At 42.2% G+C, this 20,566-nt stretch carries 19 protein-coding genes and 1 tRNA gene; 5 read left to right on the top strand and 15 right to left on the bottom strand.

Features of this window, described 5'->3' with window-relative positions; genetic code table 11:
• Positions 1-246: 246 nt before the first annotated feature.
• From GSQ66_RS07780 to GSQ66_RS07795, 4 genes are read right to left on the bottom strand one after another with little or no spacing between them, the layout of a single operon-like run.
• Entirely contained in the window at positions 247-1,578 is a 1,332-nt protein-coding gene (locus tag GSQ66_RS07780; protein WP_162426947.1) for an MFS transporter, read from the bottom strand.
• A gap of 60 nt (positions 1,579-1,638) precedes the next feature.
• On the bottom strand, positions 1,639-3,114 hold the full coding sequence (locus GSQ66_RS07785; protein ID WP_162426948.1) for a hypothetical protein: 1,476 nt from the start codon (positions 3,112-3,114) through the stop codon (positions 1,639-1,641).
• On the bottom strand, positions 3,084-4,592 hold the full coding sequence (locus tag GSQ66_RS07790) for a hypothetical protein (protein ID WP_162426949.1): 1,509 nt from the start codon (positions 4,590-4,592) through the stop codon (positions 3,084-3,086). Before GSQ66_RS07790 ends, GSQ66_RS07785 begins: the two co-directional genes overlap by 31 nt.
• Positions 4,593-4,601: 9 nt before the next feature.
• Positions 4,602-6,074 carry a hypothetical protein gene (locus GSQ66_RS07795; RefSeq protein ID WP_162426950.1) on the bottom strand — a complete coding sequence of 491 codons (1,473 nt, stop codon included), beginning with the start codon at positions 6,072-6,074 and terminating at the stop codon, positions 4,602-4,604.
• 328 nt (positions 6,075-6,402) lie between these two features.
• On the opposite strand from GSQ66_RS07795, the gene GSQ66_RS07800 reads away from it, so the two are divergent.
• The 5 genes from GSQ66_RS07800 to GSQ66_RS07820 all read left to right on the top strand — a co-directional run bounded on the left by GSQ66_RS07800 (position 6,403) and on the right by GSQ66_RS07820 (position 11,006).
• A complete protein-coding gene (locus GSQ66_RS07800; protein WP_162426951.1) occupies positions 6,403-6,561 on the top strand; it encodes a hypothetical protein in 159 nt (52 codons plus the stop codon).
• A gap of 176 nt (positions 6,562-6,737) precedes the next feature.
• Positions 6,738-8,345: an ABC transporter substrate-binding protein gene (locus tag GSQ66_RS07805; protein ID WP_238395866.1), complete on the top strand. Its 1,608-nt coding sequence runs from the start codon at positions 6,738-6,740 to the stop codon at positions 8,343-8,345.
• Between the two features lie 11 nt (positions 8,346-8,356).
• Positions 8,357-9,451, top strand: coding sequence for an ABC transporter permease (locus GSQ66_RS07810; RefSeq protein ID WP_162426953.1), 1,095 nt, complete (start codon positions 8,357-8,359; stop codon positions 9,449-9,451).
• Complete coding sequence (locus GSQ66_RS07815) at positions 9,448-10,518, top strand: ABC transporter permease (protein ID WP_162426954.1); 1,071 nt, start codon at positions 9,448-9,450, stop codon at positions 10,516-10,518. Before GSQ66_RS07810 ends, GSQ66_RS07815 begins: the two co-directional genes overlap by 4 nt.
• Before the next feature lie 239 nt (positions 10,519-10,757).
• Complete coding sequence (locus GSQ66_RS07820; protein ID WP_162426955.1) at positions 10,758-11,006, top strand: hypothetical protein; 249 nt, start codon at positions 10,758-10,760, stop codon at positions 11,004-11,006.
• 120 nt (positions 11,007-11,126) lie between these two features.
• Here GSQ66_RS07820 and GSQ66_RS07825 read toward each other — a convergent pair whose 3' ends face one another.
• The 11 genes from GSQ66_RS07825 to GSQ66_RS07875 form a co-directional block, all read right to left on the bottom strand.
• A complete protein-coding gene (locus GSQ66_RS07825; RefSeq protein ID WP_162426956.1) occupies positions 11,127-11,558 on the bottom strand; it encodes a hypothetical protein in 432 nt (143 codons plus the stop codon).
• A 186-nt stretch (positions 11,559-11,744) separates the two neighbouring features.
• Positions 11,745-11,832, bottom strand: a tRNA-Ser gene (locus GSQ66_RS07830).
• A gap of 68 nt (positions 11,833-11,900) precedes the next feature.
• Positions 11,901-12,968: an asparaginase gene (locus GSQ66_RS07835; RefSeq protein WP_162426957.1), complete on the bottom strand. Its 1,068-nt coding sequence runs from the start codon at positions 12,966-12,968 to the stop codon at positions 11,901-11,903.
• Between the two features lie 2 nt (positions 12,969-12,970).
• Complete coding sequence (locus GSQ66_RS07840; RefSeq protein ID WP_162426958.1) at positions 12,971-13,738, bottom strand: TatD family hydrolase; 768 nt, start codon at positions 13,736-13,738, stop codon at positions 12,971-12,973.
• 183 nt (positions 13,739-13,921) lie between these two features.
• On the bottom strand, positions 13,922-15,013 hold the full coding sequence (locus tag GSQ66_RS07845; protein WP_162426959.1) for a glycosyltransferase: 1,092 nt from the start codon (positions 15,011-15,013) through the stop codon (positions 13,922-13,924).
• Positions 15,010-15,618 carry a polysaccharide deacetylase family protein gene (locus GSQ66_RS07850; RefSeq protein WP_202923422.1) on the bottom strand — a complete coding sequence of 203 codons (609 nt, stop codon included), beginning with the start codon at positions 15,616-15,618 and terminating at the stop codon, positions 15,010-15,012. The genes GSQ66_RS07845 and GSQ66_RS07850 overlap by 4 nt, the downstream gene beginning before the upstream one ends.
• Positions 15,619-15,750: 132 nt before the next feature.
• Positions 15,751-16,974, bottom strand: a complete 1,224-nt coding sequence (locus GSQ66_RS07855) for a PP2C family protein-serine/threonine phosphatase (RefSeq protein ID WP_162426961.1) — start codon at positions 16,972-16,974, stop codon at positions 15,751-15,753.
• Positions 16,967-18,145, bottom strand: a complete 1,179-nt coding sequence (locus GSQ66_RS07860; protein WP_162426962.1) for an ABC transporter permease — start codon at positions 18,143-18,145, stop codon at positions 16,967-16,969. Before GSQ66_RS07860 ends, GSQ66_RS07855 begins: the two co-directional genes overlap by 8 nt.
• On the bottom strand, positions 18,146-18,403 hold the full coding sequence (locus GSQ66_RS07865) for a hypothetical protein (protein WP_162426963.1): 258 nt from the start codon (positions 18,401-18,403) through the stop codon (positions 18,146-18,148).
• Complete coding sequence (locus GSQ66_RS07870) at positions 18,400-19,545, bottom strand: glycosyltransferase (protein WP_238395867.1); 1,146 nt, start codon at positions 19,543-19,545, stop codon at positions 18,400-18,402. The genes GSQ66_RS07865 and GSQ66_RS07870 overlap by 4 nt, the downstream gene beginning before the upstream one ends.
• The gene (locus tag GSQ66_RS07875; protein WP_162426964.1) at positions 19,542-20,531 is read right to left on the bottom strand and encodes a lysylphosphatidylglycerol synthase domain-containing protein; all 990 of its coding nucleotides are present in this window, start codon (positions 20,529-20,531) and stop codon (positions 19,542-19,544) included. The genes GSQ66_RS07870 and GSQ66_RS07875 overlap by 4 nt, the downstream gene beginning before the upstream one ends.
• Positions 20,532-20,566 lie beyond the last annotated feature (35 nt).

Below are 20,566 nucleotides of genomic sequence, written 5' to 3' on the forward strand. Positions count from 1 at the left end.
AATAATCTGCAGCGGCATTTTTTATTTCAGCAACTATAGTTAACCTATAGTTTCCAAGTATTTAACCGAATCCTATGCCTTCGATCCCGTGCAGCGCGTGTAAGTTACCCGTGGCGTCCCGCCGCATTGCTCAGTTATAGCTGCTCAGTATAAAGTAATATTAAGGTAAACTATAGTTTAAAGCAGCCAGCCTCCGCTTGAATCTCACATTTGCGGGACGCAGGCGAGAGCCTGAAGAGCTATAGTTTAAATAGCTACATTAGCCTTAACTCCATGTTCCGCTCCAATTGCCTTTTTCCAGCGCACCATCGACAGGAAGATCAAACCAAGCACAAAGAACACGATCAGAGCCAGAATGCTGTTTCGCATAGAGCCGGTTAGCTGCGCCACCAGACCGTATGCCAGCGTCCCTAAAACGATCGATACTTTCTCGGTTACATCATAAAAACTGAAGAAGGAAGCATGGTCTATAGTTGTAGCCGGGATCAGCTTAGAATAAGTAGAGCGCGACAGCGACTGCACACCTCCCATTACGGAGCCAACTATAGCCGCCAGCACATAAAAGTCAACCTCGCTACGTATAAAGTATGCCCCGATGCAGATGCCAATCCAGATGATGACAGCAACTATCAGCGCCCTGATATTGCCAAACTTTCCCGACAGAAAAGCAAAGGCATATGCACCAGCTATGGCTACCAGTTGTATGATAAGTATGGTAACAATAAGGGCACTGTCAGCTAATTTCAGTTCCTCTATCCCGAAAATGGTAGCCACATACATAACCGTTTGCACGCCCATGTTGTAGAAGAAATAAGCCAGCAGGTAGCGCTTCAGCATGGGTAATTCCTGCACCTGTTTCCAGACTTTCTGCAGTTCTTTTAAGCCATTCAGCACCCAGCTGCCTTTTGGCTTGCGGTTGTATACATTGCCCGGTAAATAATAGAAAGAATACTGCGCAAATCCGAACCACCACAATCCTGTTGTTAGGAAAGCGATGCGCGGCGGCAAGCTTTTATTATCAGCAGCTATACCAAACCACTCCGGCTCCAGGATCATGGCCAGGTTAAAGATAAGCAGCAGCACGCTACCGATATAGCCCATCGAAAAACCACGGGCACTCAGCTTATCGAACTGGTCTTCCGTAGCGATCTCGGGCAAATATGCGTTGTAAAAAACGATGCTCCCGCTAAACCCGATCGATGCCAGCACAAATAGGATAACCGACAAGGTAAAGGTATCACGGGTAAAAAAGAACAAGCCGATGCAGGAAAGCGAACCCAGGTAACAGAACAGCTGCATGAACAGTTTTTTACGTCCACTATAGTCTGCAATGGAAGTTAAAAACGGACTGAGAAGTGCTATAATTAGAAATGCAGCAGAAACAGCATAAGAAAACAATACCGAGCTCTCCAGCTCAAACCCTAAAAAGTTAACTATAGTTGCGTTGGTTTCCGGGTTGGTAGCAACTGCGCTATAGTAAATAGGAAAAATAGTAGATGTAATAACCAGTGAGTAGACTGAATTGGCCCAGTCGTAGAAGCACCAGGCATTGGTTATTTTAGGGTTGTTCTTTTGCATGCATCAAGATATCAAAAATCTGATATATGCTGTTGCTTAGCAAGTATAAGTAAGGTGAAATTATTTATTACGCTCTATCTTTTGAAGTATGATTTCCCAGAGTTGCTCATAGGGCACAATTTCGAGTTCAGCGTAAGCTAAACCAGGTATTGGTGCCTTTTTCAGTTTTTCAAACAGTGGCTGCCCTTTTTTCCTACTATTTTCAAGGTTTGTAAATTCACGAGCAGAAATTAATAACATCTTTAAAAAATATTTGGTGCGCGCATCCTCTGCGGCTGTAAGATACTTTGAGCTATACTTTTTAATACGCTCAGCTTCACGACTTAACAAATCTGGCTCTAATTTATCTAGTGCAATCATATAGTCAAGAATTAACCGCCATAAGTTAAATCCTTTTTTATCCTGCGTAACTATATGCAGTTTTGTTTTGAGTTTTAACGGCAAACTATAGTTAAAAGCATTCTGATAAACCAGATAAAAAACGGTCCAACGTTCCTGGGCTATCTCTGTTATATACTTGAAAAACTTTTGTCCAAAAACCTCTATTAAGATATCTTCAGCTTTTTTATAGTCTTTGGCATGCACTGCTAACAGAAAATAATTTTCCATATGCGCAAACCAGTTCCTTGACCCTTCCTCAAGTCTGTATTTCAATTCTTCAGCTTCAGCAAGTCCTTTAGGATAGTCTCTTATTAAGAGGCATGAGTAGACTAGAAGGTATTTATTAAAACTGACTGAAAAATAAGAATCACTTATTTTTCCTTGTTCATAAAATTCAAATGCTTTGTTTATATGATCTATATGAGCAGCTATGTCTCCTTTTACTTCAAAAAAGACCAGCTTAAGCTGATAGTATCTTTTAAAAACTGGGCCAAGGTTTGACCTCAACCAATCCTCATATAGTTCATCTACATAAATTGATAATTTAGTGAGGAATTTTTTGCTTGACTCAACCCCCAATTTCATATCAAATTTGATATCAAAGTAGAATGTATCAGCCTTGTTTATAATCTCCCGAAGTTTATAGAGCTCCTTTAACTTTTGTACACATTCGTCATAACTTTTCCTGTTATATTCACTATCTGAAATCAGAATTCTTAATAGTTCATAAGCTTCAACCTGCGGTTCAATCAGCTGCATTTCTTCAGCAACAGACAACACATTCTGTATCTGTTTCTTTGCTAATTTTACTTCTTCAAAACTATATAAGGTATGTGCTAAGAATAGTATTTTTCGGCACTTTAACTCATAAATTTTAACCTCATTAGATAAATTCAGCTTGTCAATATCCAGGAAGAGTAATTGATTATATAGTTTCTTCTTTAGCCTGGATTTGAGCATTTTATATGCGCTGGTTTTATTTTCGCTACCATATAACTCTTTTACAAGCCAGGTCTCATTCTCAGGTTTACTATATTTTACCAGGTGGAGTAAGCGAGTCTCCAGATTGGAATTATCTGAGTAATCAAGGATCGCAGTTTCTACAAACTTCCCTTTGTATTCGATTATATCGATGAGTTTACTGAGTTCTTCCATAGTTGAGTACTAGATCCAATAGAAAGTAAAACATGCTCCCAGAGGTGTTCATAGGGAATAATCTCTACTTCGGCATAAGCATCGCCTGCAAAAGGTGTTTGCCTCAACTTCTGAAAAAGGTAGCGGCTTTTACGTCTGCAGGTTTTCACGTTGCTGTATTCGTGCCCTGCTATTAAAAGAAGTTTTAAGAATAAACGGGTACGCGGATCGGAAGCAGCACCAAAATGCTTTGCAACATATTTCCGTAAACGCTCAACATTGCGGGTGATCAATTCTACATCAAGGCTTTTTAATACATGTATAAACTCCAGAATAAGGTACCACACATTGTAGCCGTTTTTATCCTGCATTATTACTAATGGTTTATAGTTTAAAGTAAACCCTAAATCCGTTGCTGTTGTTAAAATATAAAATTGATAATAAAGGTACCAACGATCCTGGGCAGTTTGAGGAGTAGATTTTAGCTTACTGTTAGATAGCACCTCAACAAGTATTTCTTTCGCTTTACCATAGTTGTGAGAATGTGTTGCCAGCAGAAAATAATTCTCCATATGAGCAAACCAATTGATGCTGCTTAATTCTAATTGTTTTTTAAGTTTTTCAGCTACATCAAAACCTTCTGCAAACTGCTTATTTTTGAGGTACGCATAGGTTAGACCAAATTGGTTTCTGTGATAAAAAAAATATAAAGGACTTATCTTACCATTATAAAAAAGTTGTGCAGAATCATTTAAATGTTTTATATGGTCTGTGACACTCCCAAGTGCCTCTAGAGCAGCTGATTTACCAACATAATAATAACTGTATATAGGAGAGGAATTAGTTTGCTGCCAAAATGCAAATAATTTATTAACTCCTTTAATTATAAATTCAGCGTGGTCAATTCTGTTCTTTACACCAACCCTGATTTCTACCATTATTCTGAGGTATAAATCCCTTGCTTCTTCCTCAACCGCACTTAACTGACGATATTTTTGTATTTCTTCTGACAATTCATAAAATCTTTTCCTATCAAAAATCCTAAAACTAGAATTTAATCGAAGTATTTCAAGCGCTCTAACTACATGACTTGAAAGCTCTGCTAACTTAGCAATTTTTAATGCTTGTAATGTGAGTTTCTCTCTTAGGTGAGCAAATTCATGATTATCCAGAATTAACGCCTCATTAAGCAACGCATTACATCTAATCTCTTCAACCAGTGATTTTGAGTATGTGATTGTCGAGTCAATATTCAAAAAATTCAACTGGTTATATAGCTTCCGCTTAACCCTAGACTTGAGCATTTTAAAGGCACTACTCCCCTTACTACCTCCATAGAGCTGCTGTATTATTTCATCTTCAGATATGTTGGCCTGATCTTTAATGAGTAAATACACTTTCGTTTCCAGATTCGTAGTGTCGGTTAAATTAAGTAATGCTCCACCAGAACCCTTCCCTTGCTCTTCCAGTAGTTTAACGAGTTGTCTGAGTTCCTCCATATCAAAAAACTAAGCTGGCATTGCATCTAATATCAACTCCCATAAATGCTCATAAGGAACAATCTCAATTTCTGCATAAGCATCACCAGGAGCCGGAGTTTCAATAAGTTTCTGATAGTGTTTTGCACCCTTTAACCTACAGGAGGCTGCATCATAATTTTCTGTTACAGTTAACATCAGTAGCTTTAAAAATAGCTTACTTCTAAGACTGAAGGAGTCCTTTAAATGTGTAAGGATATACTTCTTCAAGCTTTCAATTCTATATAACAGTCCTTCTGTATCTCCTTTTTGTAAAAAATATAAAAACTGAAGTATTAAAATTGCTACATTAAATCCTTGTTTGTCTTTACTGTATTCTGTAATTGAAGTAATAAATTTCTGATAATTGAAGCCTTCTAGTATAGAGTAAGAGGAATCTATAAAATACAGGTAAGCAGTATACAATTGCCATCTTTCTGCGGCAGCCTTTGTAATAATATTATAGCTTGTATTTGATCGCACTCGGTGCAACAGAACTGAAGCTAGTTCATAATTTTTTGCATGGACCGCCAGAAGGAAATAATTTTCCATGTAAGCAAACCAGTTCTTAGTATTAGAGTCAAACAAATTATAAAAATCACTTGCATACTTTAATCCATTTGAGAACTCCTTTGTCCTTAAATGTGCATAAATAAGCATATAGGCATTTAAATTTGTCTCAAACCGCTGCGCATTGATTTTATTGGCCCTTACTAAACTTTCCGCCTCTTCTGTTATTTTTATTATTTCGCCAAAATTGCCAATAAGCTCATAAAATAACATTGATGTTCTATAGAAATAGTAAAAACAGCTGAAAGTTTTTGTTTCATCCCAAATGGTTCTGAGTCTTGTAATCAGGTTTGGAAGTTCACCTAAATATAGCTTTCTGTTCTTTACTGTGCTCTTTAGATGTACCATGGAAAGTTGAAAAAGGGAGGCGGCTTCCTTTTCTAAACTTACTATTTCAGAATACTTCAAAAACTCGTCTCTACTGTTCTTATAGAGTTTTAACCCGCCCTGACTGGTCAGACACTCTAATTCGATCTCTAAAGCATTCAACACCAGGTCATTAAACTCAAACTCTAAAGCTAGGGTCTTAATTTTTTTACATAAGCCTAAAACTATAGAAAACTCTTTCTGCTTTAACAATATTTTTGATAATAGAAGTAGTTTTTCACATTCTACCTCTCTTCGTAATGGTAGCCGGCCTGTAGTAATATCTGCAGTTATCAGCGCATTATGCAGCTTTTTTTTTACCCTATGTTTAAGCATCTTAAAGCGCACGTCACTTTGATCAGTTCCGTACAGTTTATATGCTGCTTCTGTATCAGTTTTAAAATTACCTTGCGTTACATTCTCAATAAACTCACCCTCCAGACTCTTACTCTTATGGCTAAAAAAGCTCTGTATATTTTTTGATGAAATAACTTGAAGTACATTAATTAACTGTTCGATTTCCTGCATAATAAGCAATTTAAAAAATATTTATAAACTTATATACAACATTGTAAATTCATATTATTAAAACTTTTATTATGAATTTACCAATATAGGTTTACATGCTTTTAAGGGTAAAATATATTTATTTAGATCAAAATGTTACTTATCTAGAATATTTACCCTAAGTTCCAAATAACAAGCATTGACCTCAACCTAATTAGAGGCAATTAATCCCTAAAAATATAATTATTTTTTACTAAATGCATAGTTACTTTTTTAAATTAACATTCCTTTGCCGTCAGCTATATATTATAAATCTTTGTTTAGATAAATCTAAAAAATAGACCCTGACATGATAGAAATCTTAATTGCAATAATATTGCAGATAACCACCATAGTAACTGGCGCAGACTCAGATAAAGTTAAAGAAGAGCAAAAGATAGCCGAAACTAAAGCAAAAACTGAACAGCAGAATTCTACTGCTGATGGAGGCCAAGGTAATTGGGAATAACCACGGATAACAAATAGTTATTTTCCTTATCTTGCTCTGAAATCTTTTAGCCAAAGGACTTTTGCCAGATGAGGAAACTATATCCGTTACTTGTTAGCTTACTTTTATCTCTTTCTTTTTGCTCACAACCTCAGCGACAGCCAGAGGAGGTAAGGATCCGGTTAGCAACTGAACCGATGACGCTCAGCCCTGTTAACTACTCCGATTCGGAGGGATTGCAGGTTATTAATCTTTTGTTTCAGAGCCTGCTAGGTGTTGACTTGGAAGATGACCAACTGAAGCCAGTTTTAGTTAAAGACCGGCCTCTTATTGAGCAAAAAGATTCTGTAACCCTGATTACCTACGAGCTTAGAGACGAAGCCAGCTGGTCGGACGGGTCTCCTGTAACATCAGATGACATTGCCTTTACCTTAAAGGTTTTAAAAGCACCGTTAGTACAAAATGAACAAGTAAAAACGCAGGTCGCCTTTATCCGTGACCTGGTTCAGAACAAAGACAATAACAGGAAATTCACCTTCGTCTGTGATAGCTTCACACCAGAAATGGAATTGTTATCCGGAGACTTTTTTATAATTCCGGCTTATTTATTTGACCCTGAAAATCTTTTAAAAAATATACCTGTAGCCGCATTTACAGACAGCCTTTCCAAGCTTGAAAACCATAATAATATCAAGGCTTTTGCGGCTCAGTTTAATACACCTGCCTACAACAACAACGGTAAAATATTACAAGGTAGCGCAGGATACACACTAGAGGAATGGGTGCCGGGGCAGTATATAAAGCTCCGGCAAAAAAAGGATTGGTGGGGCAAAAACACAAATGCCTCTAACCTGACAGCAAATCCGGAACACATTACACTTCAGATCATACCGGATAACACCACCGCACTGTTAGCACTCAAAAACCGTCAGCTGGATGTGCTGAGAGATATACCTGCCCGGGAGTTTGACCAACTTAAGCAAAACAAAGACTTTCAGGAAGACTTCGACCTCTTCACACCTGATTCTTATAAATCTGTATATGCTGGCATCAACAGCCGTTTACCTAAATTCTCTGACAAGCAAACCCGTCAGGCCATTGCCTACTTACTTGATGTTTCAAACTATATAAAGATAACACAGCAGCAATATGCCACTCCAACAGCAGGCATAATTCCTCCAACGCTTACAGAGTTCTATAATTCTGATTTAAAACCTTATACGCTTGATCCGGCAAAGGCAAAACAATTATTACTTGCGGCGGGCTGGCAGGAACGTAACACAGGTTGGTTTAAAAAGATAAATGGCAAAGAGCAACAACTATCTATAGTTGTAACCTATAAAGCAGGCAATAACATAATCGAATCAACAGCACTTATTTTTCAGCAGAGTGCGGCAGAATTGCGCATACCGGTACAGATAGAAGCGCAGGAAGGCAACCTGTTCACACAAAACTCCAGGGAGCATAAATTCGAGATGTTCTTCCGGCCGCTGAGTGGGAATCCGTTTGCCTTTAACTTTGAGCCGATTCTGCATACATCTCATGCTGCTAAGGGCGGCACCAACTATACTGGTTTCGGAAATACTGAAACTGATGCGCTGCTACAAACTATAAACAAAGCAACAGACACAAGACAGAAAGCTACTTACCTGAAGCAATTACAGAAACTGATGCTGGAAGAGGCTACGTTTATAGTGCTGTACTATACAAAAGAGCGGTTGGCAATACACAAACGTTTCCAGAACACGAAAGTATCGGGCTTATCGCCAAACTATGATGTAAGTGCATTCCTGATTAAAAAATAGTAGCTGCCTTTATGCTACGCCACTTATTCCGCCGTTTGCTTTATGCCATACCTGTTTTATGGGTAATGGTTTCTGCTATCTTTTTGCTGAGCAGGATATTGCCAGGCGCATTTGGTGAGCAGTTGTTTACAGATGACTCAGGATTTTACAGCAAAGGATCGCAGCAACAGAAGACCATTGCCTACGAGCAGCTCCTGAAACGCACAAAGCAGCAATTACCACTCTTTTATGTAGGCTTTACAACTATAGACGCAGCAGAGACTCACACAGGCTATAGTTACTTAGTGCCTGACCTAACCTGGAATGGCACAGAGAACCTGTATCACATCTGGGCAGCAGAAGTTTTAACCGGCAGCCTGGGCGAGTCTTTTGCCAGCACCAGACCAGTAACCGAAGTAATTGCTGAAGCTGCAGGCAATACCATCTGGATAATGCTTTTTAGCATGGCTATAACAATAGTTCTGGCTTTAATGGCAGGTATTACAATGGTACTCTGGCAGGAATCCAAATGGCCATCGCTACTGCTCTCATTCCTTATCGTGCTGGATAGCCTCCCGCTGTTTGTGCTGAGCCTGCTGCTGTTGCTGCTGTTGGCTAGCCCCGATGCCCTACAGCTTTTCCCGGTTTTCGGACTTGGCTATAGTTCAGTTGGTAACAACGGGGTCTTAACATCTCTTCTTTTTAAGCTTCCTTACCTGGCTCTACCTATATTCTGCCTGGTGCTGACCAATCTGCCCTACCTTACTAACCAGTTTTATAGTTCGCTGGCAGGCACAATGCAAGCCGGTTACATTAAAACTGCCCGCGCAAAGGGCCTTCGAAACTATAGTATAATTACCCGCCACGCCCTTCGGAATGCGCTCTTACCAATTATTACGATCTTATCAGATATGTTGCCAGCACTTGTGGCAGGCACAGGTATTATAGAGATTATTTTTGCTATACCCGGTATCGGTCGTTTGCTGGTAAACAGTGTTCTTGCCCGGGATTTCCCTGTTATTGTAGGCATAGTAGTCGTAATTGCGGTTTTTAAAATGATTTCTCATGCACTGGCCGATGTTTTATATGCACTGGCAGACCCAAGAATAAAAAACTCGGCTAAATGAGAACCTTGATGTTAGACATAGCTGCGCTCTGGAAAAGCAGGTGGAGTTTTAAAATAGCGCTGCTCTATTTGCTTGCACTTCTGATTCTGGTACTTGTTCTGCCTTTCCTGCCCCTCCCCTATGCTCCAAACCAACTGGACCTGGAAAATGTATTTCTAAAACCATTTGAAAGCAGTTTACACATATTGGGTACAGACCAGCTGGGGAGAGATGTACTGGTAAACACCTTATATGGTGCCCGAAATGGCTTACTGATAGCGATGCCTGTCATGCTTATTTCTTCGTTTGTAGGTACCACTATAGGTGCACTGGCAGGATATGTTGGAAACAATGAGATTAAGCTGGAGCGGGCTGCCTTGTTTACAGGAATCTGCTGTGTTTTACTGCTGTCATATTACTTTCTGTACGTGCCCTTGCAAGTGGTAACATATGATCTGCCCGCAACTATAGTTTACATCTCCTTGGCCGCCGGTATCAGCATCTGTTTATTTTTGTGGTTTGTTATACGGCCGCTCGTAGCCAGGCTTTCCTTTCTGAGGGTGAAGGCGAAAATTCCTTTTGATAGCATTACATTACGCACCATAGAGTTACTTACCAGTTTGCCGAAATTACTTATCCTGATAAGTGTTTCTGCTTTTGCACCACCATCGGTTATGTTACTTTCTATCATTCTGATCTGCACTTACTGGACCGCAACCGCTCGTCTTTCCCGCGCTGAGATGCTCCGAATAAAACAACTGCCTTACATGGAGGCTGCTTTAAGTACCGGCATGTCGCATAAACGTATTATTTTCAGGGAAGCCATTCCGAACCTGATCAGCCCGGTTGTAGTAGTCTTTATTTTTGGTGTAGGTGGACTTCTGGCTATTGAATCAACACTTTCATTTCTGGGGATTGGACTTCCGGCAACGTTCCCGAGCTGGGGGCGCACCATTGCGGGTATCCGCTCAAACTTATCAGCATGGTGGTTGGTAGCTTTTCCGGGGGGATTCCTGGCGCTCACAGTGCTAGCCCTGCAAATCTGCAGCTATAATTTAGTGCGTATAACACAGGAAAGAGGTAGGTGACAAATGTTACTTTTAACCTCATTCTCTCGCCAACCAGTTCTATAGTTTCTCCTGATAAACTGGAAATAGCCGAGTAACTTATTCAGCCTTTGTCTTAATGTAATACAACACAGGCAAATCAACCTGTAACCATGCAATGCCTTATTAGTATTTCACAAGTTAACATCTGCCATTAGTTTTCCTGTTATCAGGTATGGCTATTGATTAATATTGTCTCAAGAAACTAAAGCATACGCTGCATGAACCTTACTTATAGCATCCTGACAGAATGTGATTGCTTAAGCCAGCCAGTTTTACCTGCTTCTTTTAACGGTACGCTACACCAGGATGACCTGATGGAATTTGCAACTATAGATGGTGGTGTAGTGGATTATTATGCTTGTGAGGAGGCCGTAAATATGGGGGCCGGTATTTTTATAGGTGGCTATTTTGTAGGCGTTACAGACTTTTCGCAGTGCTACCCTCAGCAAACATTTTTGCGTAAGTAAGCACTAAGCTGACCCGCAAAGTTTACTTTGAAGATCTTATAAAGATGTAAAATAGTTGTTGGTTGTTTGTGTTAACAATTAGCCCTGTAGTAGCTGCTGCAGGGCTTTTGTTTTAAGCAGTTACGAACTATAAAGCCAGTCCAGGGCAGATTCACGATCTGTAAAGGATTGCATGCTGCACCCAAAAACTGTTTCGCACTCAACTGCACTTAATAAACTATCAATAACGGCTTGAGTAAACACATCCGGCTCGGTAATCCGCGCAAACTTTATAACAGAAGATGTAGTAAGCGGCAACAAAAAGTTGTTTCTTATGACCTTCTGCCCTTCGTTACCGAGTAAACTGAATTTTCGTGTGTCGGCAAGGAGGTATAATGGCTGCTTATCTTCTATAACTTCCAGTAAATGAGAAAGCTTGAGCTGCAGTTCATTCAATGAAACAGTATCGTTTAGCGCAACCTCAACCAAGCTGAGAGGTTCGCTGTAACGTATAGAATAACCTGACTGGTCAGTGGTGATTGTTTCGGAAATGGAGGCGTGCTGTAAAACCATAAAACACTAATACGGATTAGTTACGCCAAATACTTGTACTATAACATTATAATATATTCATACGTAAAGTATTTTCCTGTTTTTTTAAGAGTCTTTACTCAAGCCTGGCTGCTCAGCCAAACTATAGATACAGTATAAAAAACAAAAGACCCGCTTATAAATGTAAGCGGGTCTTTTTAAGTTAAGCAGAGAGCAAGGGATTCGAACCCTTGATACCCTTGTGGGGTATACACACTTTCCAGGCGTGCTCCTTCGACCACTCGGACAGCTCTCTAATTGCGTGCAAAGATACACTTTAAATTTTTATAGTTGCAAACTATAGCATCCTTATCACAATCCATTTTACAGACTTATTTCACCCCGCAGGTTCTCAGAGAGCAGTTTTATAGTTTCTTCTTTAGATAAGTTCAGGCCCAGCACAAACATCAGCTTGGTTACGGCAGCTTCAGTAGTTATATCAGCTCCACCAATTACCCCCATGTTTAACAGGTATTTACTTGTTTCATAGCGGCCCTGGTCCACGCGGCCCTCGTCGCACTGGCTTACATTTAGTATAAAAACTCCACGCTCTATAGCTTCCCTCAACAGGTTTAAGAACCATGCCGAAGTTGGCGCATTGCCGGAACCAAACGTTTCCATTAAAACCCCGCGTATACCCGGTGCCTGCAGTATACTTCGTACCACTGCTTCAGTTATGCCCGGAAACAGCTTTAGTATAACTACATTAGGGTCGAGCTGATGATGCACTTTAAGCGGCTGCAACGGGCAGGGAAGTATGTTTTCGTCATAAAAATCAATGTCGATGCCGGCTTCTGCCAGTGGTGGATAGTTCTCTGATTTAAAGGCATCGAAATGGCTGCTCTCTACTTTTTTGGCCCGGTTACCACGCAATAGCAGATTATGGAAAAAGATACTTATCTCCGGCACCCGACACTTTACATGCGCTTTTGTACCTGCAATCTGTAAGGCGGTAATCAAATTTTCACGCGCATCAGTACGAATCAGACCTATCGGAACCTGCGCTCCTGTAAAGATCACTGGCTTTTGCAGGTTCTCCAGTAAGTAACTCAGCGCCGATGCACTATAAGCCATCGTATCAGTACCGTGCAGCACTACAAAACCATCATAGTCGTTATAGTTCTCTTCTATCAGTTTTGCCAGCATCAGCCAATCCGCTATCGTTATGTTTGACGAATCGATAACCGGCTCGATACTGATTACGGTAAGCAGGTAATTGAACTGTTTCAGTTCCGGTACTTTATCCGGTATCTGACTAAAGTTGAATGGCACAAGATGTTGGGCCTCTTCATCAAATACCATTCCTACAGTTCCGCCTGTGTATATAATGAGAATAGATGCTTCCGGGTTGTCAGGAGCTGCCGTGTCGATGTGTACTTTTACCGTTTGCATAACTATAGTTTGAACAGGTTCAGGGCGTTTTGGGTAGTTATAGCTGCTACCTCTTCTTCCGGTTTTTGCATCAGCTCGGCAACACGTTTGAGTACCAGCGGAATGTAAGCCGGTTCGTTACGCTTGCCACGATGCGGCACTGGCGCCAGGTAAGGACAATCGGTTTCCAGGACAAGGTCTTCCAGCGCTACATGTGGAAGCACTTTGTCCAATCCTCCGTTTTTGAACGTAGCTACACCGCCAATTCCCATTAAAAAGTGAAGTTCTTTAACCTTAGCAGCCTGCTCCGTTGTGCCCGAAAAGCAATGAAAAATACCGCGTAAGGTTCCGTCCTGAGCGGCTGCTACCAATTCGTAGGTTTCGTCAAAAGAGTCGCGGGTATGTAATACGATGGGTAACTTATATTTTTTAGCAAGCTCCAGCTGTACTTTCAGTGCTTCCTGCTGCTGTGGCAGAAAGGTCTTATCCCAATACAGATCAATACCGCACTCTCCAACAGCCGCAAACTGGCGCTTGTTCAGCCACTCCTCCACCAGGTATAGTTCGCGCTCAAAATCTTTCTTTACATAAGTTGGGTGCAGACCCATCATCGGTAGGCATTGACCCGGAAAAGCAGCTTCGGTCTCCAGCATCGCATCTATAGTCGTATGGTCGATGTTGGGCATGTAGATCTTTTCTACACCTGCTGCCATAGCTTTTGCCACAGCCGCTGCCTGGTCTTCCTTAAACTCTTCGGAGTAAATGTGTGCGTGCGAATCAACTAATTTCATTCTCAACTATAAATTATCATCAACTGTAAGCCAATGGGTATTACAAATTAAAGCTGCAAGTTAAAGCTAATTGTTGATTGTTAATTGTTAAATGGTTGGTGGTTGAATTGTTAAAAGTTGATTTGATGGCAGTTCTTTAACTCTCTAACTTCCAAACTTTCTAGCTTACAAACTTTCTAACTCTTAGTATTTTCTTCCTTTCCAGACTGTCTTTACCGGCATAAAAAAGTAAATGATGAGCAATACAGATGAAACAACAAGGTATAGTTCGAAAAGCACGTAATAAAGCCACGTTACGGCCAAATTCAGACGGCGCAGGCAGATATGCAGGAAAATACTCTGGAAAATGAGCTTGAGCACAAAAATACTCCCCATTACCCCTACCGAGGTGTAAGCAAAGAAAGGAATAAGCACCGGGTAGTAAGCAGAATGAAGAATAAAGATGATAGCCATATACCAGGGTAAGTGCATCGCGCCGCTCATCCAGCGTTTGCGTTGGTTTATGTACTGCACAAAATTGGCCGCCGGCAACGACAACGCCAGCACATCCCGGCTATAGATATTTCTGAAATCCCAGCCCTTGCGCAGTATCTCGTTAAAAATGGCAATGTCTTCCGTTATTGAAAACTTAATTCCTTCAAATCCGCCTACACTTTCGTATGCCTCGCGGCGCAGCAGCATGTTGTTACCCATAGTTGTAACAGGCAACCCTTTATCTGACACCACCTGTACCAGCCCAAGCGCATACAGCCAGTCCAGGGCTTGCATTTTATGGAAGAAACGGTTGCCGGTTATAGTTGTGATGCCGGTAACTACGCCCACTTTATCAGTAAGTGCAGACAGCATTTTCTGCACCCAGTTCGTCGGCACAGCAATATCGGCATCGGTATAAAAAAAATAGTCAGTGGTAGCGTGATGCGCCAGTTGTGCCAGTACATTTGCTTTGCCACGCGTGTGGCCAATATTTTCAGTGATCGTGACACACCTATAGTTAGGTTTGTCCTTGATGTAGTCTTCAACTATAGCAAGCGTGTTGTCTGTTGAGGCATCGTTACCGATCAGGACTTCTATTTTCTCTTTCGGATAAGTAAGGGCATCAATTGCGGAAAGGCACCGCAGAATGGTATGTTCTTCGTTACGGGCGGCAATTAAAATACTGATGCGGGGTTGGTTGGTAAGTTTTAAACTATAGCGCTTTCGGTTAAAAACCAGCAGGTACAGCAGCACCAGGAAAATGGAAAAGTAAACTATAAAATAGATTACTGAAATCGTCATAACAGCTCGAACGTGTAACCCAGACTCGTGAAATGCTCCAGAAACCGGGGTAGCGCATAACGCATGTTCCGTTCCGCTTTCAGGCTATCGTGGAAAACGATGATACTGCCACTCCGGGTTTTTTTTATGCTTTGCCTCAGGCAGCTGTCGGGTGAAAGCGTGGCATCATAATCATTGGTCAGCACATCCCACATAATCAGCTCATAGGTTGGCCGCAAGGCTGTTGCCTGCGCAGTTGTTATTCTGCCGTAAGGTGGCCGGAACAATGGTTTTTCTTCTGTAGTGGCTGCAACTATAGTATCTAAAATATCCTGGCATTGCTGCACGTTCTGCAGGTATTCATCAAATGGAGTTTGCCAGCCTTTTAAGTGGTTGTAAGTATGATTGGCAATTTTATGTCCGGATGCCAACACTTGTTGCGCTATGTCAGTATGTTTTTCCAGGTTATCACCTACGCAAAAGAAAGTTGCCTTAGCGTTATAGTTAGCTAATTGCTCCAGCACAAAGGGCGTTACTCCCGGAATTGGTCCGTCATCAAACGTTAAAAACAGTTTTTTGCCCGCCACCTCCCGATGCCAGGTATAGCCAGGCAAAATTTTTTTCATGAGATAAGGCGTTTTGAAGAGGCGGAGCAAAGCTAAATTGTTGGATTGTTAAATTGCTTAATTGATGAATCTGCTAAAGTAGCTCATGATGGCCACAAAACAATTTAACCATGCAGCCTTTTAACCATTAATCTATTTAAACCTGCACGAAAGCAGCGTAATATCGTCGTTCAGTGTAGCGTCTTCGTTATACAGGTTTATTTCGCGGAGCAGTTGCAGGTGCAGCATTTTAGAGCTCAGGAAACGGTGCGACTGCAGGAAGTTTATAGTTCGCTCAATCCCGAATTCAGAATCATCTTCATCAAAAACTTCTGTCAAGCCATCGGTATAGCAAAGGATCATCGCATTTTCCGGGATTTGGATGCTTGTTACCGACATAAATGGCAGCACGTCAAACGCGCCTAGCATGGTACAGCCTTCGTTCAGGAGCTGGTGTGTGTTGTTCTCAAACAAAAGTATTGGCGAATTATGGCCGGCATTTACATAACAAAGCTCACGGGTTTTACGATTATAAAGGCCCATAAACGATGTAATGAATTTCTCTGCGATCGCGTTTCTATAGATCAGGTTATTTAGTTCGGCAACTACAGTGTTAAGGTCTGATGTCTGGCGAAGTATAGTTCGCAGGCCAGCCTGGAAATTAGACATCAGTAAAGAAGCCGGAACGCCCTTACCAGATACGTCAGCTATGCAAAACAGGAACCGGTCCTGGTCAATCTCAATGTAGTCGTAATAGTCGCCACCTATAGACGAGTGCGGAATATAGCTGGCATGTATAACCACATCCTTATCGTTTGGCAACGCTTTCGGGAAGAGCATAGCCTGCACTTCACGGGCAATTTCAATCTCTCTTCTTATAGATTCCTGGGCAAGCCGCTGGCGGGCCATTTTGTGGTTCTCGATAGCAACCAGCATAATATTACTTACCGTCTGCACAAAATTCAGGGCCTCTACATTGGTATAAAAAGGCTGCATTTTCCCGATCATCACAAAAGCCAGCACTTTGCCGTTATGCAATACCGGAATCACGATCTCGAAGGCGCGCCATTTTTTATCTACCTGTAATTTAGAGGTATAGGTAATTTCCTTAAGCGAGGTGATGGCTTCCGGAAGGTCCTGTTTTTTAAAGTCCTGCTGTGTACCAAAATCGGCCTTACATTCCCACTGCTCGTCGTGCACATATAACACCAGCCTGCTGATCTGTAACTGGGCAAGCAGCGTAAAACGATAGATCTTATACAAGGCAGCCTCGGGCAGGTTTTCATTAATAGCCTGCGTAATCTCGAGCAATGCCGAAAGTTCCAGTTTTTTCAGGTTCAGTTCCTGCAATATATTTGGTGTGCTACTCTCAGCCATTTGTCAACGGAATCTTTGGATCATATGCATCGCGCAGGCCATTTCCCAACAGGTTAAATGCCAACACCAGCACGCTTATGCATAAACTTGGTAATAGTACTAAATACAATCCAGCCTTCGCCCCTATCAGCTGAAAACCTTCGTTCACCATCATGCCCCAGCTTGGTGCAGGTGGCTGTACGCCAAGGCCCAAAAAGCTTAGGCCGGCCTCAATAAGTATCGCCGACGCAAAGTTGGCTGTGGCAATAACGATTAAGGGTCCCATCATGTTCGGAAGCAGGTGTCTTAAAATAATAGTTCTCTCCGGAACCCCCAGAACCTGAGCAGCTTCTATGTAAGTCTTTTCTTTTAAACCGAGAATCTGACCACGTACTACGCGCGCAACTTCTACCCACATCGTCAGGCCAACTGCCACAAAAGCTACCCAAACGCCTTTGCTATCCAGCGCCAGGCTAATGGCAATTACCAGCATAATACTCGGCACCGACCATACCACCGTCATCAGGAATGTCATGAGTTTATCTACCCACCCACCAAAATAGCCGCCAGCGGCACCAACCGCAATACCTACTACTAACGATATCAGAACGGCCACAAACCCGATACCCAGCGAAATGCGGGTACCCAGAATTAAACGGCTCATCACATCGCGCCCGGCTTTATCAGTACCCAGCCAGAAAGTTTTATCGCGTATGTATTCGTCTTCTATAGTTTTCTGTAACTCCGAACCTGAACTAATGTTTTCAGAATCTCCCACAATTTCTTTCAGTGCAAACGTCCGGGGCTGGTCGGCCATGGCATTGTTGCTGCGTAAGGGATGCACCTGCAGGCTGTCGCCTTTAAAACTATAGCTTTCGATGGGAATTTCGCTGTAATCTTCAGGTGCTCCGAAAAGTATAAACGCTAGAGGGTTAACGTCTGCAGCAGTATTTGCTTTAGCAATGCGCAGCACCTGCGTTGAGAAACCGGGATTTTTTTTCTGGATCTGCACCAGGCCGTTGTTTGCATTTGGCGTACTATCAGGCATAATGGCGTAACCCAGAATGGCTACCACTATAGCCAGCAAAATAATGCCCAGCCCAACCATGGCAGGTTTGTTCTGCAACAGGCGCTGCCTGATATAATAGGAAGGCGGACGGTTTGCAGCTTTGTCTTTTTGTAGTACAGCCATTTAAATTGAGTTATGCACTACCAGGCCAGCTTTTGTAGCCAGGAAAAAGTAATCCTGGCAATGCTTGCTGAACGTGCTCGGATCATAGGCATGTTCCGTATCCTGGTCAGGGTACATAATACGGATATAGCCTTTCCTGAGCAGCGACTGCAGCCCCGCACAAAGCTCTTCATCCGAAAGCGAAAGCGTGCTGCGCAGGTCCGGGTAGGAGGCTACAAAGTAAAGCTCATCAAGTATGTCGAATTCGTTTTCTGTCATCGGTTCTGTATTGTTCTTCCTTTCCAGCGGTAGCGCCCGGCTAAGCCTAAGACAGCCGTTACCACCACATAAGGGATGTAAACCAGTTGCAGGGGAAACATGTACCAAATGTATTGTTTCCGGCCTAAAAAGCTCAGTATACGAGATAAAAATAAGAAATCTGCAGCGAACTTGGCAACTAAACCGGCAATAAATGCTGATACTGGAAAAATTCCGCCGATCGCCATTAATAATACCACAAAAAGTACCAGATTAACTATAAAAACGATCAGCGCGAGGAGCTTTACATCCGCATCCTGGTACGCCCGCCACTTACTTGCCCACCTGATGCGCTGGCTCAGGAAACTGCTTATGGTTTTGCGTGCTTCGGTGTAAACTATAGCTTTTTTATGTTTCAGGAAAAAGGCTTTCCCGGGGTACTTTTGGTGGATCTTGTGCAGCAGAAACTCGTCGTCGCCGCTGGCTATAGTTTCATTCCCGTCAAAGCCGTTCACTTCTCCGAAAATCTGTTTGGTATAGGCCAGGTTAGCGCCATTGCACATATTTGGTTTCCCAATCCCTATGGAGGCTCCGCCAATACCTATCAGGCTTGCAAACTCTACCAGCTGCATACGCTCCAGTAAACCAGGGGTATTGTAAAAACTGACAGGCCCGCTGATAAAATCGGGTTGATAGGTTTGATAACTATAACTATAAAGCTGAAGCCACTCCGGTTGCACGCGGCAATCACCGTCAGTAAATACGAGCAACTCCCCTTCCGCCAACTCTACTCCTTTTTGTACTGCAGCTTTTTTACCACTATAGTTAACATAATTATTCAACTCAACAACTTTTATAGTTAACCTGGAAGTCTGACTGAATTGCTGAACTATAGTTCTGGTTTCGTCTTCGGAATGATCATCTACCACTATAACTTCAAAAAGCAATTTGGGGTAATGCTGTTTTTCCAGGTCCTGAAGTAAGCTTAAAATATTAGCAGCCTCGTTACGGACAGGAATTATGATGGAGAGTTTTATAGTTGGGGTCCAGCCACCCGGTATAATTGGTTCCGGAATTTTTGCCCAGGCCACCCACCTACGAATGATAACCCAACTATAGCTTGCCAATGAAACTATAAGCAGCAACATAATAGCCCATGTCATGCGGCTACTCCTTTCCTGAAAAAGCGCAGCCGCAGCACAAAGTACAAACCTGCCACACTTGGTACTGCAATATTCAGCAGCCACAAACTCAGGCTCGCACTCAGTATCTGCAACCGGTCCTGGCCCAGTAAGCCAAACAGGTACATTGCCGAAAGCTCGCGCGCGCCCAGGTCAGAAAGTAAACTAACCGACGGAACTATAGATTTGATAAAGAACGTACCGGCAACGCCACACACGTATTGCAACGCACTCAGCTTTACTTCAAAAAGTATCAGCAGCAATATAAACTGTAACAGGAAAACAGCATAGCGGCAAAGTGAAAGGATCAATAACCTCGAAATCTCTGCAGAACTATAGCGCGCCATGATAGACACGTAGCTAACAAATTTTCGTATCGGCTTTATAGCAGAAATAACCGCCACCATCGCCTGCGCATTATACAAAAGCAATAACGACGCTGCAGAAACGGCTACCAGCAGAAAGATCAGGCTTAAGGATACACCCGGATAAGCTGCCCAAAAGAAAGTTACTATAAAGTAGATTAACCCAACCGACCCAACTATAACTGTAGCCACCAACTGGCAAAACCGCCCGATAAAGATGGCTCCTATGGCCTCCAGGCGTTGTTTGCTTTTAAGTTCGAGCACACGGCCGGCGTAATCTCCCAGTCGGTTTGGCGTGATAAAGCCCAGCGTTAAACCAACCATCACAGCCCGGTAGGCTCGCCAGTAAGAGATGGGCTCTAGCTTTTGACCAAGCAACTGCCACTTCCGCGCCTCAAAGCCCCAGTTAAAAGGTATAAGCAACGCAGTAGCTACGAAAAGCCAGCTAAATTGGCTTGCTACAGCATTCTGTAAAATATTTCGCCAGCTTAAAAAAGTATCGGGCGCGGTAAAAATGGTACTGTAAAGCAGGTAGAGCGTGACGATGACCACCAGCAGTTTAGCGGCAAGTAAAAGGAACCTTCTGTTTGAGGCAATGTTCAAGATATTGTCTTATTTTTGCAGACTTATGGTTTACT

The sequence above is a fragment of the Pontibacter pudoricolor genome, assembly GCF_010092985.1.
In the GTDB taxonomy this organism is placed as follows: domain Bacteria; phylum Bacteroidota; class Bacteroidia; order Cytophagales; family Hymenobacteraceae; genus Pontibacter; species Pontibacter pudoricolor.